At 61.1% G+C, this 17,874-nt stretch carries 15 protein-coding genes, 1 tRNA gene and 1 pseudogene; 5 read left to right on the top strand and 12 right to left on the bottom strand.

Annotated elements, in window-relative coordinates; all coding sequences use genetic code 11:
• The first annotated feature begins 32 nt into the window (after window positions 1-32).
• From AC19YS_RS22745 to AC19YS_RS22735, 3 genes are all read left to right on the top strand, one after another.
• Window positions 33-1,322 (top strand): GGDEF domain-containing protein, encoded by a 1,290-nt coding sequence (locus AC19YS_RS22745; RefSeq protein ID WP_119737640.1) that lies wholly within the window; start codon window positions 33-35, stop codon window positions 1,320-1,322.
• Between the two features lie 90 nt (window positions 1,323-1,412).
• Window positions 1,413-3,182 carry an acyl-CoA dehydrogenase C-terminal domain-containing protein gene (locus AC19YS_RS22740; protein WP_214248161.1) on the top strand — a complete coding sequence of 590 codons (1,770 nt, stop codon included), beginning with the start codon at window positions 1,413-1,415 and terminating at the stop codon, window positions 3,180-3,182.
• 201 nt (window positions 3,183-3,383) lie between these two features.
• Complete coding sequence (locus AC19YS_RS22735) at window positions 3,384-5,162, top strand: acyl-CoA dehydrogenase C-terminal domain-containing protein (protein ID WP_200622020.1); 1,779 nt, start codon at window positions 3,384-3,386, stop codon at window positions 5,160-5,162.
• Between the two features lie 226 nt (window positions 5,163-5,388).
• On the opposite strand, the gene AC19YS_RS22730 is transcribed toward AC19YS_RS22735, so the two are convergent.
• Window positions 5,389-6,288 carry a LysR family transcriptional regulator gene (locus AC19YS_RS22730; protein WP_500602702.1) on the bottom strand — a complete coding sequence of 300 codons (900 nt, stop codon included), beginning with the start codon at window positions 6,286-6,288 and terminating at the stop codon, window positions 5,389-5,391.
• 209 nt (window positions 6,289-6,497) lie between these two features.
• On the opposite strand from AC19YS_RS22730, the gene AC19YS_RS22725 reads away from it, so the two are divergent.
• Window positions 6,498-7,760: an aspartate aminotransferase family protein gene (locus tag AC19YS_RS22725; RefSeq protein WP_500602701.1), complete on the top strand. Its 1,263-nt coding sequence runs from the start codon at window positions 6,498-6,500 to the stop codon at window positions 7,758-7,760.
• Between the two features lie 181 nt (window positions 7,761-7,941).
• Entirely contained in the window at window positions 7,942-8,100 is a 159-nt protein-coding gene (locus AC19YS_RS22720) for a YqaE/Pmp3 family membrane protein (protein WP_010207008.1), read from the top strand.
• 5 nt (window positions 8,101-8,105) lie between these two features.
• On the opposite strand, the pseudogene pqqE reads toward AC19YS_RS22720, so the two are convergent.
• From pqqE to AC19YS_RS22665, 11 genes and pseudogenes are all read right to left on the bottom strand, one after another.
• Window positions 8,106-9,264 (bottom strand): annotated as a pseudogene (gene pqqE, locus AC19YS_RS22715) (pyrroloquinoline quinone biosynthesis protein PqqE).
• Window positions 9,236-9,511 (bottom strand): pyrroloquinoline quinone biosynthesis peptide chaperone PqqD, encoded by a 276-nt coding sequence (gene pqqD / locus AC19YS_RS22710; protein WP_017138041.1) that lies wholly within the window; start codon window positions 9,509-9,511, stop codon window positions 9,236-9,238. The pseudogene pqqE and the gene pqqD overlap by 29 nt, the downstream one beginning before the upstream one ends.
• Window positions 9,508-10,260: a pyrroloquinoline-quinone synthase PqqC gene (gene pqqC / locus AC19YS_RS22705; protein ID WP_500602700.1), complete on the bottom strand. Its 753-nt coding sequence runs from the start codon at window positions 10,258-10,260 to the stop codon at window positions 9,508-9,510. Before pqqC ends, pqqD begins: the two co-directional genes overlap by 4 nt.
• A gap of 11 nt (window positions 10,261-10,271) precedes the next feature.
• Window positions 10,272-11,183, bottom strand: coding sequence for a pyrroloquinoline quinone biosynthesis protein PqqB (gene pqqB, locus AC19YS_RS22700; protein ID WP_106575537.1), 912 nt, complete (start codon window positions 11,181-11,183; stop codon window positions 10,272-10,274).
• A gap of 71 nt (window positions 11,184-11,254) precedes the next feature.
• Window positions 11,255-11,329, bottom strand: a complete 75-nt coding sequence (gene pqqA, locus AC19YS_RS22695; protein ID WP_003194766.1) for a pyrroloquinoline quinone precursor peptide PqqA — start codon at window positions 11,327-11,329, stop codon at window positions 11,255-11,257.
• Between the two features lie 155 nt (window positions 11,330-11,484).
• Window positions 11,485-13,860, bottom strand: a complete 2,376-nt coding sequence (pqqF, locus tag AC19YS_RS22690; RefSeq protein WP_200622631.1) for a pyrroloquinoline quinone biosynthesis protein PqqF — start codon at window positions 13,858-13,860, stop codon at window positions 11,485-11,487.
• A 59-nt stretch (window positions 13,861-13,919) separates the two neighbouring features.
• Window positions 13,920-14,714 carry a carbon-nitrogen hydrolase family protein gene (locus AC19YS_RS22685; RefSeq protein WP_200622006.1) on the bottom strand — a complete coding sequence of 265 codons (795 nt, stop codon included), beginning with the start codon at window positions 14,712-14,714 and terminating at the stop codon, window positions 13,920-13,922.
• A 10-nt stretch (window positions 14,715-14,724) separates the two neighbouring features.
• Window positions 14,725-16,407: a flavin monoamine oxidase family protein gene (locus AC19YS_RS22680; RefSeq protein ID WP_119737718.1), complete on the bottom strand. Its 1,683-nt coding sequence runs from the start codon at window positions 16,405-16,407 to the stop codon at window positions 14,725-14,727.
• A gap of 167 nt (window positions 16,408-16,574) precedes the next feature.
• Complete coding sequence (locus AC19YS_RS22675; RefSeq protein ID WP_106575534.1) at window positions 16,575-17,021, bottom strand: Lrp/AsnC family transcriptional regulator; 447 nt, start codon at window positions 17,019-17,021, stop codon at window positions 16,575-16,577.
• 79 nt (window positions 17,022-17,100) lie between these two features.
• Window positions 17,101-17,622, bottom strand: coding sequence for a cupin domain-containing protein (locus AC19YS_RS22670; protein WP_200622004.1), 522 nt, complete (start codon window positions 17,620-17,622; stop codon window positions 17,101-17,103).
• 163 nt (window positions 17,623-17,785) lie between these two features.
• Window positions 17,786-17,862, bottom strand: a tRNA-Ile gene (locus AC19YS_RS22665).
• Window positions 17,863-17,874 lie beyond the last annotated feature (12 nt).

Here is a 17,874-nt window from a genome sequence, read left to right as displayed (position 1 = left end):
GCCATCTTTTTGAGTGGGTCGGAGCTTTACCCTTGTCACGCGCGTCCGCTGTACGTTTCAGTCATTTCCTACCTTCACTGCTGTTACTGCTGGCGGGGCTGTCGGCTGCGTACGTGAAGGACCTCAATGTGTTCTTCACCTCGCTCTTCAACGTGCTGCCGACCTTGGTGCTGCTGCTGGGCGGCTCGTATTGCGCGGTGTATCGGCGCCAGCGTGAACTGTTTCTGATGATCACGGTGTACGTCGTTTATTTCCTGTTGGACACCCAGACCGATTACTACCGCGACAATGGCCGAGTCCGGGAAGACGCGGCGGTGGTGTTTCATCTGTGCTGCCTGTTGCTGCCGTTATTGTTCAGCATCTACGCGCTGTGGCAGGAGAAAACCCACCTGTTTCGCGATTTCGTGGCCCGTTGCGCCGTGCTCATCGCAGTCGGCAGCGTGGCCCTGGCGCTTGAGCAAAGCTTCCCGCAAGCCCTGTTGAGCTGGCTGGCGGAGATTCGCTGGCCGGCCTTGCACGGCAGCTGGATGAGCCTGATCCAGCTGTCGTACCCCATGTTCCTGATTGGATTTGTCACCCTGGCGGCGCAGTACTGGTATCAGCCGCGCCCGTTGCATGCCGCGCAACTGGTTGGCTTGCTCGGGCTGTTCTGGATGTTGCCGCAGACCTTTATCCTGCCTTTTACCCTGAACATCATGTGCAGCCAGGTGATGCTGATGATTGCCGCGGGCGTGGCGCATGAGGCGTATCAAATGGCCTTCCGTGACGAACTGACCGGCTTGCCGGGCCGCCGTGCGCTCAATGAACGCATGCAGCGCCTGGGGCGCAACTATGTGCTGGCGATGAGTGACGTCGATCACTTCAAGCGTTTCAACGACACCCACGGTCATGACGTCGGCGACCAGGTATTGCGCCTGGTCGCCAGCAAGCTCTCCAAGGTCAATGGCGGCGGGCGTGCCTACCGCTACGGCGGTGAAGAGTTTGCAGTGGTCTTCGCCGGTAAAACGCTGGATGAGTGCATGCCGCACCTCGAAGAAATTCGCGAGATCATCGCCCACTACGACATCAAGCTGCGCAACCCCGACCGCCCTCATGACGACCAGCAGGGCCGCCAACGCCGCGCGGGCAGCGGCGCGTCGAGTGTGTCGGTAACCGTCAGCATCGGTGTGGCCGAGCGCCAGGCCGAACAGCGCACCCCGGAAGAAGTGCTCAAATCCGCCGACGAGGCGCTTTATGCTGCCAAGGGCGCGGGACGTAACTGCGTGGTCGCGGCCGGGCAAACCCGGCGTGGCGCGGTGCGCATGGCGAGTGCTGCCGGCTGAGTGATGGCGACGTATTCAGCGGTTCTACAGTGATTGTCCGAGACCGTGGCCGGCAGTAGGTTTAAACCATCTGCTGCCGGAGACATCGCCATGCCTGACTACAAAGCTCCCCTGCGCGACATGCGCTTTCTGATCGACAACGTGTTTGATTTCCACGGCCACTACGCGGCCCTCGGCGCCACAGACGCCAGCCCGGATATGGTCAGTGCGATCCTCGAAGAAGGCGCCAAATTCTGCGAAAACGTGCTTGCGCCGCTTAATCGCAGCGGCGATGAGGAAGGCTGCCATTTCGACAATGGCGTTGTCACCACACCCAAGGGCTTCAAGCAAGCCTTCGCCCAGTACGTGGAAGGCGGCTGGCATGGCGTGGCAGCGGACCCAGCCTACGGTGGGCAAGGCTTGCCGCACTCGCTGGGGCTGGTGTTGAGCGAAATGATCGGCTCCAGCAACACGTCTTGGGGCATGTACCCGGGGCTGACCCATGGCGCAATGTCGGCGATCCACGCCCATGGCACCGAGGAGCAGAAAGCCACCTACCTGACCAAACTCACCGCAGGCGAATGGACCGGCACCATGTGCCTGACCGAAGCCCACTGCGGCACCGATCTGGGCCTGATCAAGACCCGCGCCGTGCCCCAGGCCGACGGCAGTTATGCGGTCACCGGCAGCAAGATCTTCATCTCGGCCGGCGAGCATGACCTGAGTGCGAACATCATCCACTTGGTGCTGGCCAAACTGCCGGATGCGCCGGCGGGCACCAAAGGTATCTCGCTGTTTATCGTGCCCAAGTTCCATGCCGACTCGGGTGAGCGCAACGCGGTGCACTGCGGCTCCATCGAGCACAAGATGGGCATCAAGGCCTCGGCCACATGCGTGCTCAACTTCGACGGTGCCAAGGGGTTTCTGATTGGTGAGGCGAATAAAGGCCTCAACTGCATGTTCACCATGATGAACCACGCACGGCTGGGGACTGGCATGCAGGGCCTGTGCAATGGCGAGGCGAGCTTTCAGGGCGCGGTCAAATACGCCAATGATCGCCTGCAAATGCGCTCGCTGACCGGCGCCAAAGCCCCGGAAAAGGCCGCCGACCCCATCATCGTGCACGCTGATGTACGCCGCATGTTGCTGACCATGAAAGCCTTCAACGAAGGCAACCGCGCGCTGGCGTATTTCACCGCGCAATTGCTCGACACCGCGCACCTGAGCAACGACGCGGGCCAGCGCCAGGAGGCTGAAGACCTGTTGGCGTTTCTCACGCCGATCTGCAAAGCCTTTATGACCGACACGGGCCTGGAGGTGACCAACCACGGCATGCAGGTATTCGGCGGTCACGGCTATATTCGCGAATGGGGCATGGAACAGCTGGCACGCGATGCGCGGATCGCGCCGATCTATGAAGGCACCAATGGCATCCAGGCGCTCGACCTGCTGGGGCGCAAGGTGCTGGGTAGCCAGGGCAAGCTGCTGCGTGGTTTTACCAAAATCGTGCATAAATTCTGCGCGGCAAATGCCGAGCACCCGCAGCTCAAGGCCCATGTGGCGCAACTCGATCAACTGAACCAGCAATGGGGCGAGCTGACAATGAAGGTCGGCATGGCCGCCATGAAAAACCCCGACGAAGTGGGCGCGGCGGCTGTGGATTACTTGATGTACAGCGGCTACGTGATCCTGGCCTACCTGTGGTTGCGTATGGCGATAGCGGCTCAAGCACACGACGATACCGAGTTTGCCCAGGCTAAGTTGGCGACCTGCGACTTCTACTTCAAGCGTTTGCTGCCGCGCACGGCCACGCACCGGGCCGCGGTGGAGGCGGGCAGCGAGTGCCTGATGAGCCTGCCTGCTCAGTTGTTTGCACTGTAGGCGGCTGATTGTTCTGCAGGTAACTGCGTGCGGGCTTGTGTGGGAGCAGGCAAGCCAGCTCCTGCATTAGATCTGTGCGTGACTTATAAATACTTAATAGTCACGAACGGACCCTATGTGTCTGAAAAGTTGTTCGGGTACACTCGGAGCCTGTAAAACCGATCCTACCGACTTACTTTTCACGTTCTCACGAGGTTTGCCATGGCTGATTACAAAGCGCCGCTGCGTGATATGCGCTTCGTCCTCAACGAAGTCTTTGAGGTCGCCACGACTTGGGCCCAATTGCCGGCATTGGCAGACACCGTGGATGCCGAAACCGTCGAGGCGATCCTTGAGGAAGCCGGCAAGGTCACCGCCAAATCCATCGCACCGCTGAGCCGCAATGGCGACGAGCAAGGCTGCCGTTGGGCCGATACCGTGGTCAACACGCCGGATGGTTTCCCCCAGGCCTACAAAACCTACGCCGAAGGTGGCTGGGTGGGTGTAGGCGGCGACCCTGTCTTTGGTGGCATGGGCATGCCCAAGGCGGTGTCGGCCCAGGTCGAGGAAATGATCAACTCGTCGAGCCTGGCGTTCGGCCTGTACCCGATGCTGACCTCTGGCGCCTGTGTGTCGATCAACACTCACGCCAGTGAAGCACTCAAGGCCACCTACTTGCCGAAGATGTATTCCGGCGAGTGGGCCGGCTCCATGTGCCTGACTGAAGCACACGCGGGCACCGACCTGGGAATTATCCGCACCAAGGCTGAGCCGCAGGCGGACGGTTCCTACACCATCAGCGGCACCAAGATCTTCATCACCGGTGGCGAACACGACCTCACCGAAAACATTATCCATCTGGTGCTTGCCAAGCTGCCGGATGCGCCGGCCGGTCCCAAAGGCATCTCGCTGTTCCTGGTGCCCAAATTCATGGTCAATGCCGACGGCAGCCTGGGCGCGCGTAACCCGGTGAGCTGTGGCTCGATCGAACACAAGATGGGCATTCAGGCGTCTGCGACCTGCGTGATGAACTTCGACGAAGCCGTGGGTTACCTGGTGGGCGAGCCGAACCGTGGGTTGGCGGCAATGTTCACCATGATGAATTACGAGCGTCTGGGGGTGGGTATCCAGGGGCTGGCATCCGGCGAGCGCTCTTATCAGAACGCGATCGAATATGCGCGTGATCGCCTGCAAAGCCGTGCACCGACCGGCGCCCAGGCTAAAGACAAAGTGGCCGACCCGATCATCGTGCATCCGGACGTGCGCCGTATGCTGCTGACCATGAAGGCTGCGAATGAAGGCGGTCGCGCGTTCTCCACGTACGTGGCAACGCAATTGGACATCGCCAAGTTCAGCGAGGACGCCGCCGCCCGTGAGCGTGCGGACAATCTGGTGGCACTGTTGACGCCCGTCGCCAAGGCGTTCCTCAGCGACCTGGGCCTGGAAACCACCGTGCTCGGTCAGCAAGTGTTTGGCGGCCACGGCTACATTCGCGAGTGGGGCCAGGAGCAATTGGTGCGTGATGTGCGCATCACTCAGATCTACGAAGGCACCAACGGCATTCAGGCGCTGGACTTGATGGGCCGCAAGATTGTCGGCAGCAACGGCGCGTTCTATACCTTGTTCGCTGACGAGATCCGTCAGTTCATTGCCACCGCGGGCGCCCAACTGGGTGAGTTCACCCGTCCGCTGAGCGCGGCGGTGGACAACCTGGATGAGTTGACAGCCTGGGTGCTGGACCGCGCCAAGACCAACCCGAATGAAATCGGTGCAGCGTCGGTGGAATACCTGCACGCCTTTGGCTACATGGCGTACGCCTATATGTGGGCCCGCATGGCGAAGGCTGCGTGGGGCAAAGAGTCGGAGGAAGACTTCTACGCGAGCAAGCTGGGCACGGCGCGTTTCTACTTTGCGCGCCTGCTGCCGCGTATCCATTCGCTGAGTGCGTCGGTGAAAGCCGGTAGCGAATCACTGTTTTTGCTGGATGAGGCACTGTTCTAAGGGCTTGGAGGGCGTGTAAGCATTCTCTTACATGACGTGCTGCTATTCGTCCTCTATCGCCAAATTGGATCCACGGATAATCTACTTCACATGGACGTCGCGCAGGAAGCGCAAAGCAACAACACGGACACGTAGGATTCTGCCAGGACGGCGGAGTGAAATGGATGTCAGGGAAACAGTCTGCAAAACCCCGCTTCGGCGGGGTTTTCTTTTGCCCGTGAAAAAGTCAGGCAGGCGCCTGCGGGGCATTCATCACGTCTTCCAGCAGCGTGCGCAATAACACCACCGTTGCTTGCTGGCGCTGTACGTCGCGGCACACCAAGCCCACTTTCAGCGCCACCCTGGGCTCGCTCAAGGGTTTCCACAGCAGCGCCTTGCTGTTGTGCTCATCCTGGGAGCGCCCGGGCAGTACCGTGGCCAGTTTGGTATGGGGCAGGCTGTCGAGAATCCCGACCATGGTATTCAGTTCGGCCTGCACCTGTGGGCGGCGCCCGAGGTTGGCGAGCTGGCCCTGCCAGATCTGCCGCACCTGAAACTCCTCTCCCAGAAGCAGCATCGGTAATTCGGCCGCCTGTTTCAGCGAAACCTTCTTGAATTCGCGCAGGGGATGGTCTTCGGGGATTACCACCTTCAATTCGTCTTCATACAACAGCACGCCGTGCAGCCCTGGCTGGCGCGGCGGCAGGTAGCTGATGCCGATGTCCAGCGAGCCATTGAGCAAGCGCCGTTCAATCTCCAGGCCGGTCAATTCGTAGATCTGCACCACCAGATGCGGTTGGGCCTTGCGCACGCGCTCAAGCATTTGCGGGACCAGGCTGGTGTGCACCGTTTGCAGCACGCCGATGGCCAGAGTGCGCATGGCCTGGCCCTTGAAGTTGCGCAAGGCTTCGACGGCTTGTTGCATACCGTCGAGCAGCGGCAATGCGTGGTTGTACAAGGTATGCGCGGCCAGCGTCGGCAGCAGGCGCTTGCTGCTGCGCTCGAACAGGCTCACATCCAGGTTCTGCTCCAGTTGGCGAATCTGTTGCGACAGGGCTGGTTGTGAGATCGACAGACGCTCCGCAGCGCGGCCCACATGGCCTTCCTCATACACCGCGACGAAATAACGCAGTTGCTTGAAATCCATAAGACTTACTTATCGAAAAAGCTGGAAAATCGAAATGGCCGGTGGGCCCCGAGACGCCTAGTCTAGCGCCTATTCGCAAGGCTTACAGGGCCGGATCTGGCAATGAATAGCGTTTATGTTGATGGCGTTTACATAGGCAAGACAAAAAACCTCAAGGCAGTCTTTGTAGAGGATTACGACCAAGGTCAGGTTGCCATCGGGGGTGAGGTGTGAATCTGTTTCGCCGCCCTGCACCAAGTCTGGACGATCTGATCCTCGACGCGCCGCACGAGGATCTGCCCAGCGATGCCCTGATGCCCACCGTTGCAAGGCCTGCGCAGGTCTTCGTGCGCGGCCAGGGCTCCTGGCTCTGGGACAGCGAAGACCGTGCGTACCTTGATTTCAGTCAGGGCAGCGCCGCCAACAGCCTGGGCCACAGCCCGCAGGTGCTGGTCAAGGCCCTCGCCGATCAGACTCAGGCGCTGATCAACCCCGGCAATGGCTTGCACAATCGCCACCAACTGAACCTCGTCGACCGGTTGTGCCATCACACGGGCAGTGATCAGGGATACCTGCTTAATAGCGGCGCTGAAGCCTGCGAAGCTGCGATCAAGCTGGCGCGTAAATGGGGCCAACAGCACCGCGGCGGCGCGTACCACATCATCAGCGCCAGCACCGGTTGCCATGGCCGCAGTTTCGCGGCGATGGCGGCTTCGACGGGGGCGGGTGGCAACCGTTTTGAACCGCAATTTCCGGGTTTCAGCCATGTGCCTTTCAACGACCTGCCTGCGTTGCACGCGGCGGTGGATGCGCAGACCGTGGCCATCATGCTGGAGCCGATTCAGGGTGCAGCCGGCGTTATCCCCGCCACCGAGCACTACCTCAAAGGTGTTGAACGCCTGTGCCGCGAGCTGGGAATCCTGCTGATTCTCGATGAAGTGCACACCGGGATCGGCCGTTGCGGCACCTTGCTCGTCGAACAACAGTACGGCGTGCGCGCCGACATCATCACCCTTGGCAAAGGCCTGGGCGGCGGCGTGCCGTTGGCGGCCCTGCTGGCGCGCGGCAAGGCTTGTTGCTTCGAGGTGGGCGAGCTGGATGGCACCCACCATGGCAACGCGTTGATGGCAGCGGCCGGGGAGGCGGTACTGAAGACGGTGGTGGAGGAGGGTTTTCTGGAGCAGGTGCGCGAGTCCGGCCTTTACCTTGGCGAAGGCCTTGCCCGCCTGGCTTATCGCTACGACCACGGCCAATTGCGCGGCCATGGCCTGATGTGGGGCCTGACGTTGTCGGATGATTCTGCAGATGCCGTCGTAAAAGCAGCATTGCACGAAGGATTGATCCTTAACGCCCCGCAACCCAACTGCCTGCGCTTCACCCCAGCCTTGACGGTCAGCAAAAGCAATATCGACGAAATGCTTCTGCGCCTGGCTCGCGCCTTCTCCCGAGTGCGCACCGCGCAGTTGCAATGCCGCAAGGGCATCGCCGTTTAACCCACATTCCAGAACCGTCTCGCGGCCTACGCGGCGCCCTCAGCCTGATTCTTTTGGCTGGGGGCGTTTTTTTGTCTGCGCACTTCAAGGTGGCCCAGTGCCAGATCCCACTGAACCCTCACGAATGCTCAAGGTCGATTAGCTACACGGCTCACACGAGCCGACTTTCTGGAGCTGACCCATGGACATCATTCGCATCATCATCGCCATTCTGCTGCCGCCACTGGGTGTGTTCCTGCAAGTGGGTTTCGCCGGCGCGTTCTGGCTGAACATCCTGCTGACCCTGTGCGGCTACTTCCCGGGCATCATCCACGCCGTGTACATCATCGCCAAACGCTAAAACCGTCAGCCTTTTGCAATGAGCCGCGAGTTGCGCTCGTTGCGAAAGGCCAATTGCTCGATGGTTTGGGTGGCGTGCTCGGCTTCTTCCCGCGCTTGCAGGATGATGCCGTGCTGCTCGGACTTGCTGCACACCGGGTCGGCGTTGCTCGCGTCCCCCGTGAGCATGAACGCCTGGCAGCGGCAGCCGCCGAAGTCCTTTTCCTTTTCATCGCATGAACGGCACGGCTCGGGCATCCAGTCGTAGCCGCGAAAGCGGTTGAAACCAAACGAGTCGTACCAGATGTGCTGCATGCTGTGGTCGCGCACGTTGGGAAATTGCACCGGCATTTGTCGGGCACCGTGGCAGGGCAGGGCAGTGCCGTCCGGCGTTACTGTAAGAAAGATACTGCCCCAGCCGTTCATGCAGGCTTTTGGGCGTTCTTCGTAGTAGTCCGGTGTAACGAAGATCAGCTTGCACGGGTGACCTTGGGCTTCGAGCTTGGTCCGGTATTCGTTGGTGATGCGTTCGGCGCGCACCAGCTGTTCTTTGGTCGGCAACAACCCCACACGATTGAGCTGCGCCCAACCGTAGAACTGGCAGGTAGCAAGCTCGACGAAGTCTGCTTCCAGTGCGATGCACAGTTCGATGATGCGGTCGATCTTGTCGATATTGTGCCGATGCGTGACGAAGTTCAGCACCATCGGATAGCCATGCGCCTTCACCGCGCGGGCCATTTCCAGCTTCTGCGCGAAGGCTTTTTTCGACCCGGCCAGCAGGTTGTTCACTTGCTCGTCGCTGGCTTGGAAGCTGATCTGGATATGGTCCAGGCCGGCTTTCTTGAAGTCGCTGATTTTCTGCTCGGTGAGGCCGATGCCGGAGGTGATCAGGTTGGTGTAGAAGCCCAGCTTGCGCGCTTCGGCAATCAGTTCGGCGAGGTCCTGGCGTACCAGCGGTTCACCGCCGGAGAACCCCAGTTGTGCCGCGCCCATCTCCCGGGCTTCGCGAAACACTTTGATCCATTGCTCAGTGCTCAGTGCTCAGCTCCTTGCCCTGCTCGGCGAAATCCAGCGGATTTGAGCAGTACGGGCATTGCAACGGGCAACGGTAAGTCAGCTCGGCGAGCAGCCACAGCGGCAGGCCAACAGGTGGCTTTTCAGGCAAGTTCGATCCAGTGCTCAGCACGGGCGACCTCCATGAAATCCTCGATGTCTTGACCGAGTTCAGGTACGCCGGGGAATTGTTTATCCAGCTCAGCGATGATGGCAGCCACGTCGCGTTCACCATCGATCAGACCACCGATCAACGCGGCGCTGTCGTTGAGCTTGATCATGCCTTCGGGGTAGAGCAATACGTGGCCTTTTTGCGCGGGCTCGTACTGGTAGCGATAGCCCTGGCGCCAGGTCGGTGTTCTGCTGCGATCAAAGCTCATAGGGTGACCCCTTTATGCCACACACGCTGATCAGTCACGCTGTGATACGGCGGGCGGTTCAGTTCGTAGGCCATGCTCATGGCATCCAGCATGCTCCACAAAATGTCGAGTTTGAACTGGAGAATCTCCAGCATGCGCTCCTGACCTTCGCGAGTGGTGTAGTGCTGCAACGTGATCGCCAAACCGTGCTCCACATCGCGACGGGCCTGGCCCAGGCGAGTGCGGAAATACTCATAACCGGTTGGGTCGATCCACGGATAGTGCTGCGGCCAGCTGTCGAGGCGCGACTGGTGGATCTGCGGCGCGAACAGCTCGGTCAACGAGCTGCTGGCGGCTTCTTGCCAACTGGCACGGCGGGCAAAGTTGACGTAGGCATCCACGGCAAAACGCACGCCGGGCAGCACCAGTTCATGGGACCGCAGCTGGTCCGGGTCCAGGCCAACGGCCTGGCCCAGACGCAACCAGGCTTCAATACCGCCGTCTTCACCGGGAGCACCGTCGTGGTCGAGCAGGCGCTGGATCCATTCGCGACGGATTTCACGGTCCGGGCAATTGGCCAGGATCGCGGCGTCTTTCAGCGGGATATTCACCTGATAGTAGAAACGGTTGGCGACCCAACCCTGGATCTGCTCGCGGGTGGCGCGGCCTTCATACATCGCCACGTGGTACGGGTGATGGATATGGTAAAAGGCGCCCTTGGCACGCAAGGCATGCTCGAACTCGGCGGGCGTCAGCGGTGTGTCAGTCATGTGGTCTGCTCCTACAATTCAATGCTCATGCCGTCGTAAGCCACTTCGACGTTACGCCGTGCCAGCTCGGCGCGTTCGGGGGAGTCTTCATCGAGGATCGGGTTGGTGTTGTTGATGTGGATCAGCACCTTGCGCTGCTCGGGTAACTGCTCCAGCACTTCGAGCATGCCGCCGGGGCCGTTCTGAGCCAGGTGGCCCATCTCGCGACCGGTGCGGGTGCCGACGCCACGGCGCTGCATTTCATCGTCGTCCCACATCGTGCCATCCACCAGCAAGCAATCGCTGCCGGCCATGATCTCCAGCAACGGCGCGTCGACCTTGCCCAGCCCAGGGGCGTAAAACAGTTTGCCGCCGGTGCGCAGGTCTTCGACGATCAGGCCGATGTTGTCGCCTGGGTGCGGGTCGAAGCGGTGCGGCGAGTAGGGCGGCGCGGCGCTGCGCAACGGCAGCGGCGTGAAACGCAGGTTGGGGCAGGCCGGGATGGTGAAGCTGGCGTCCAGCTCGATGCGGTTCCAGGCCAGGCCGCCGTTCCAGTGCGTGAGCATGGTGAACAGCGGGAAACCGGTACTCAAATCTTCATGGACCATGTCGGTGCACCACACCTGGTGCGGGCAGCCTTCGCGCAGGCTCAACAGGCCGGTGGTGTGGTCGATCTGGCTGTCCATCAGGATGATCGCGCTGATACCGGTATCGCGCAGCGCGCGGCCGGGTTGCATCGGGGCGAAGCCTTGCAGTTGCGCGCGGATATCCGGCGAAGCGTTGCACAGTACCCAATTCACGCCATCGTCGGAGATCGCGATGGACGACTGAGTGCGCGCCTGGGCCCGCAGGCTGCCGTCACGAAAACCTGCGCAGTTCACGCAGTTGCAGTTCCACTGCGGGAAGCCACCGCCGGCGGCGGAACCTAGAATCTGGACAAACATGATTGCTCCATCACGCAAAGCTCAAAACAAAAACGCCCCGGGCGAACCGAGGCGTTGTATTACTCAGCCAATCAACGGCTGGCGAAGTACATGGTGACTTCGAAACCGATACGCAGATCAGTGTAAGCAGGCTTGGACCAGGTCATATTCATACTCCTACGAAGGGATGGGACGTTCACTACTCATACATATAGTCCACCTCCAATCGGAGATGTTCAGAGGTGTGCGTATGAATGTTACGCAATTCTTTTCAAGTTAGCGCTGTCTTGGTGGCAAAAGCCTTTTGCAGGGCCAGCAATGATCAGCCTGCCGTTTGCCAGGAACCGTCGATGGGCGGGCCGTTAGCCACACAGCGCCAACCGCCTGCAGCGTCATTGAGCTGTCCTGCGGCACGTTGCAGATCCTCGCGCGTGCAGGTTTGGATCAGCTGCTGAAGCGGCGCCAGATAACCCGACGAATGGCCAGCCAACTGCGCCTGCCAGAGCAGCTCGGCGGCTTGGGCAATCGGTAATGCCTGGGCCGTGAATTGCTCTGCCAGGGTTTGGTTGCCCAGTTCGGCGCTGTTGTCGATCAACGCCGGAAGCTGCGCCAGGAAGGTCTTCACGTGCTCGAAGATCCCGGCCAAGGAAACGCTTGGGGATTGCACGCCAAACAGCAGGCCGGTTTGCCCGTTGATCTGTCGGATGCCGCTGAACACGGCGTAGCCGACTTGCAGTTCGACCCGCAGTTTTTGGTAAAACGGCCCCTCAAGCAGATGCCCGAGCAGTCGCCATGCCGCTTCATCGGCCAGGGATTGGCTTGGCGTTGGGCAAAACAGCAGCAACGCGGCTTCGCGGGCGTCGGTGTTCACTTCGTGCCAGAGTCGCTGGTCGTCGAGGCTTTTCGGCGTATGTTCGAAGCTTGCCGGCTGGCCTGGCAATCGCGTGGCTGCGGTTTTGATCGCCGCTTCACTGGCGGCGGGCAAACCTGTTCCCAGGCCCTGCCAGCGTGCGGTGGTCCATGATGCTGGCGTCTCGCCGGCCCCGGAAGCGATGCCGGCACAGCAGGCAGGCAACGCCTTGAGCAGTTCCCGAATGGCAATCATCGGTGTTTGTGCGGGTGACGACAGCGGCCCACCGGACTGGCTCAGGTTAAGCGCCAGCGCCTCGACCATAGCCGCGATTGGTTGGTGAAGGCCGACTATTTTCACCCGCCAGTCATTGGCGAGGGTTTCGAAGGCCAATTCGACGCCCGCCTGACGCGCCTGCTCACGCAACGGCTGCAACGCATTTTCCAGGCCTGCGGGTACCAACGAATCAAAGCGCCATTGCAGGTACAGCGCGCCTTCATCGGCGCTATCCGCCAAGGCCTGGCTGAAAGTCAGCGCCGCCACTTCCCGTCGTCCCCGCGAGCGATCCTGGGCGAACGTGCGCAAGCCACGGTGGGCGCTGGTCTGGCCGCGAATCAGGCCGGCGCGCTCTTGCTTGACCGCTGGGCGCAGAAAGGGGTTATTGGGCGGCAACTGCCAAGCGTGCTCGGAGGGCGGCAGGTGCAGTGACTCGAGCAGGTTCTTCAGGGCCGCCACGCCCTGTTCCGATAGAGCCTCGCTGTCGTTCCGAGCCAGGGCCAGGGCGCCCTGGATTTGCTGCTGGCGAGCGTTCAGCAAGGCGAACTCTTCTCGCAACGGCGTCCAGTCGCTCTGTGCGAAAAAGCTCAGCCAGTCGTGCAATAGCGTTTCGATCTGAGTAGCTGACCCGTCTTGAGCGATGAGGGAAAAGTCGATATCCAGCAACGCTTGCCCGGCGAAGTGATACAGCACGGACGCGCGCAGTGCGTGGGCCAGGTTTCGCGTCCGCAGCTCGGCCAGTAACCCGCCGGGCGCTGAGGCGTTCAGCCAGGTGCAGAGAAAATCCAGCGCTTCGCGGGGCACGTCACAGGCAATGACGTGGTGCCGATGATTATCGGCGGTGTATTGGTAACTCACGGCTTGATCGGGCAACAGCGCAGGCGGCTCGGCCTGTGGGTGCAAAGGCCCGCAGGCCAATGCCTCGCTGAATCGCTGCGCCAAGGCTTGCAGCTCGTCCAGCGGCTGCGGGCCGGCCAGGCTCAACGTCATCTGCCCGCTCTGATAGAAGTGCGTGTGAAATGCGCGCAGTGCTTGCTGAAAAGCCTCACGCTCCACCGGCAGGCTGTCTCGGTTGCCGGCGTGAAAGCCGCGCAGTGGGTGATTGGCGGCCAAGCCCTCCAGCAGCGCAACCTGCTGCTGAGCCTGGGCATCCTGGGACCATGCAACAAACTCTGCGTGCAACACTTCGCGCTCACGCAACTGGTCTTCAATTGCCAGGCGCGGGTGGGCCAACATATCCGCAAGGCGCTCCAGCCCGTCGGCAAAGGTCGCCAGCGGCAATTCAAAGAAAAAGTCCGTCGTACGCTCCTGGGTACTCGCGTTGACCTGCCCGCCATGGCGCTGCACGTAGGCCATCAGCCCTTCATGTGCAGGAAAACGCTGTGTGCCGAGAAACAACAAATGCTCAAGAAAGTGCGCCAGACCCGGCCAGGCCAAGGGCACGTCATGACTGCCGGCAGCCACGCGCAGCACCGCAGCGCAACGCTTCAGACGTGGCGCATGGCGCAGGGAAACCCGCAGGCCATTGGCCAGGGTCAGGTGAAGGTGATGAGGGTGGGCCGGCGCAGGCATGGGCACTTCCGAAACGTAGGAGGTGGCCATGTTATCAAACCGCTGACGAACCGGCTGGGTCAGGGCTTGTGCAGTGCGCCGTACAGCTCGGGGCGGCGGTCTTGCAGGTAGTGGTTGGCGGCGCGGGTGTCGAGGATGGACTGGCGGTCCAGCACACCGACGATCAACGTCTCATCCAGCCCGGCCTGGGCGATGCGCTGGCCGTTCGGCGCGGCGATGCTGCTTTGCCCGCAATACTGAATCTCGCCTTCCTGCCCGCAGTAGTTGGCGTAGGCCACATAACACTGGTTTTCAAAGGCCCGCGCCCGCACGGTGACGTCGGCGATAAAGTCGAACGGCACCATATTGGCAGTCGGCACCAGGATCAGCTCGGCACCGGCCAGCGCCAGGCGACGGGTATTTTCCGGAAATTCCAGGTCGTAGCAGATCAAGAAGCCAAGCTTCCAGCCGTTCAATTCCACCACCGGGAAATCATCTTCCCCGGCACTGAACATCGAGTGGTCCAGGTCGCCAAACAAGTGGGTCTTGCGGTAGTTGCACAGGCGCTGGCCGTGGGCGTCGATCAACTGCACGGCGTTGTAGATCTGCCCGTCCTCGGCCCGCTCCGGGTAGCCGTACAGAATCGCCAGCCCGGCGCTTTTGGCCAGTGTGGCAATCGCTTGCGCAGATGGCCCATCCTGAGGTTCGGCAAGGGCGCCGACCGCTTCGGCGCCGATGTTGTAGCCGCTGAGAAACATCTCCGGCAGCACCAGCACATCGGCATCCGAGGCCTCATGCGCCAGTTGGTGCAGGCGCTTGAGGTTACCGGCCACATCCAGTGGCAGCGGCGGGCATTGGTACAGGGCAACGCGCATGCTCAACTCCTTAATCGGCCAGGGCGATCGGGCCGATTTCGTCAAAGACATCACCTGGCCCTGGGTTCTCGGGATGCGTGCTGCCGCCGAAGTGGGTCATGATGCCCCACACCGCGTTCAGCGAGGTTTGCACCGCGCCTTCGACCCAGGCAGGCGTCCAGGACACGTCGTCACCGGCGATGAAAATCCCGCGTTGTTCGGCGGGCATGTCCTTCTGCATGAAGTGCGCATACATCCGCTGGTTGTAACGATAGTGGCCGGGCAACGCGCCCTTGAAAGCCCCAAGGAAATGCGGGTCGGCTTCCCACGACACGGTGATCGGGTCGCCGATGATGCGCGCCTTGATGTCGACTTTCGGGTAAATCTTTTTCAACGCATCCAGGGCCAGCTTCACGCGCTTATCGATGGGCTGCGGGAGCATTTTCAGCGCGTCGCTCATCCACGAATACGACAGGCAAATCACGCCGGGCTTGTCGTCGCCGTTGTCGAACAGGTAGGTACCACGGGTCAGGCGATCGGTGAGCGTCATGCTCATCAGGTCGCGACCGGTTTCCGGGTCTTTGTCTTTCCAGAACGGGCGGTCGACCATCACGAAGGTTTTCGACGATTGCATGTAGCGTGTGCGGTCCAGGGCCATCCACATTTTCTGCGAGAACAGGGTTTCGTCGCATTCGATTTGGGTCGTCAACAGCCAGCTTTGGCAGGTGGTCAGCACGGCGGCGTATTCACGGGTGTCGCCGTAGTTGTCGGTCACGGCGAAGCGGCCATCGGCGGCGTGGGCTATGCGGCTCACACCGGCCCGCGGCGCGCCGCGATGCAACGAGCTGAGGCTGGTGCCGGCCGGCCAGTGCGCACAACGCTCGGGTACGTGGCGCCAGATGCCCATGGGCACTTGCGCCACGCCGCCGACCACCAGGTGCTGGTGGTCATCGCAGTTAGTCATCACTACGCGGAAGATTTCCAGCATCGAGTTGGGGAAATCCGAGTCCCAGCCACCCGTGCCGAAACCTACCTGGCCAAACACTTCGCGGTGCGCGAACGAGAGTTTGGCAAAGGCCTTGGATGTGGCGACGAAGTCATAGAAGGTGCGGTCGTCCCACAGCGGCACCAGCTTGTTCCACAGCGCTTTGAGGCGCGGCACGTCGCGGTCGCGGATGGCTTGCTGGATGTCACCGAACTGCGAACCGGCTTCCAATGCATCGGCCCAGGCGTCGGCAACTTCCTGGAACAGCACCGGCAAGTCGGAGAGTTTTTGTGCGTAGTGGGTCTGGCCTTCCAGATCGATCACCGTGCTCCCGGAGGCCGGCGTCAGCGGGTTGGGGAAGGGTTTGGTCTCTAGGCCCAGCTTGTCCACATAGTGATAGAACGCGGTCGACGACACCGGAAAACGCATGCCGCCCAACTCGGCGATGATGCCCTCGGCGCCTTCAAACGCTTGGGAACGCAAGCGGCCGCCCATTTTCGAGGCCTCGTACACCACTGGCTTGAGGCCCAGCTTCATCAGCTCGTAAGCGGCCACAAGACCCGCGATCCCCGCACCGACAATCGCCACTTCAGCGCCATGGTTGGCGGCCGGGATACTGCCCAGGCCGGCCGGATGCTCAATCCAGTCATCAAAGGCAAACGGAAAGTCCGGGCCGAAGATGGTGATGGGTTTTTTACCGTCGGCGGGGTGGCGATGGGTCTTGCTGATGGTGCTGGACGGAATGCTCATGGCTGACCTTACTGGCGACTCGGCGGGATGTGGCCCGTTGAGTATAGGAAAAGATGGCAGCCAGTTTAGGGAGCGTAGCGTTCGTTAATAAGACGCAAAGTGTCGTCGTATTGGATTGTTTTCAGTCAGAGTGACGAAGAAGGTGGTCAGACTGGCTGACCACGGTCCAATTTGTTACTGAGGATGATCGACGTGGTGGTTTTTTCCACGCCATCGACACTGCCGATCTGGTCCAGCAATTGATCCAGTTGCTCCGGTGAATCGGTGCGCAGCCAGGCCACGTAATCAAATTCGCCACTCACCGCACACAGCTGCTGCACCTGCGCCATTGCACTCAACCGACGCAACACTTCCTTGCCCGAGCGCGCTTGCACGGTGATCCCGACATACGCCTGCAAGCCACCATCGACCACACGCTGCCCGAGGCGCACGCCGTAACCGGTAATCACCTGGGTTTTCTCCAGGCGCGCCAGGCGCGACGTCACCGTGGTGCGCGCGATGCCCAACTGTCGGGCGAGCATGGCCACGCTTTCACGGGCGTTGATCTGCAAGGCGGCGATCAGTTGGCGATCGATTTCATCGAGGACGGGCAAGGGCAGGGCTCCAGTGCGGGCGGCAATGGGTCGCCATGTTACAGGCTTGTGCCCGTCTAGAGCGCTGTGATCTGCGAGATCAAGGCGCCTTGCAGACTTTCGCGGCGGCGGGATCGTTCGGGATAAACGAGTCCGGCGCGCCAGGCTTGAGCACTGCGTAGCCACGGCGCCACGGTTGGTCGTCGATCAGGTTCCAACGATGGCCGGTGCCGGTGTTGTCTTCGGCAACCAGCACTTCACCGGGGCGCAGAGTGAACGTCTCGCCGCCTCGGGTGGCGAAGGCCAGAGTGCCGGACAGCGTCATGACGTATTGCGGCTCGGGATCGTTATGCCAATCGTAAGAAGCGTGCGCCGGGGTGGTCTTGAAATGAATGGCAGTGACCTCGTTGCGCATGCTCTGGTCGATGGTGCCCTCCAGCACGTGCGAGGCGTTATCTGCGCCGGTGCAGAGTTTGTACGCCTTGATGGTGGCTGGAGCGGGCGATGCTGCGTGTGCGTTGCCCAGGGTTGCGAGGGTGATGGCAAGAGCGCCTGCGGTGCGCAGGCTGAGGGTAAAAATAGACTGGACTAAGGCGCGGGGTGAGCGGTTGGCGGGTGGCATGGAGCCGGGTTCCTCGTGCTTGTTGAGTGGCCGGCCATGGTCTGTGCCGCAGCAGTTGACGACAATTAACAAATCTTTCATTGCAGACAATTGCGTGAGAGCCAGCGTCGCCTTTTCCAGACGCCAGACACGCGAAAGCCGCGCAATGCGCGGCTTTTTTGTTTGGTGGGCCCACACGGACTTGAACCGTGGACCAAAGGATTATGAGTCCTCTGCTCTGACCAACTGAGCTATAGGCCCTTGTAACAGGTC

Source organism: Pseudomonas sp. MF08831 (assembly GCF_059862645.1).
The sequence above is the reverse complement of the archived record's forward strand: the minus strand, read 5'-3'. Positions and strand labels throughout refer to the sequence as shown.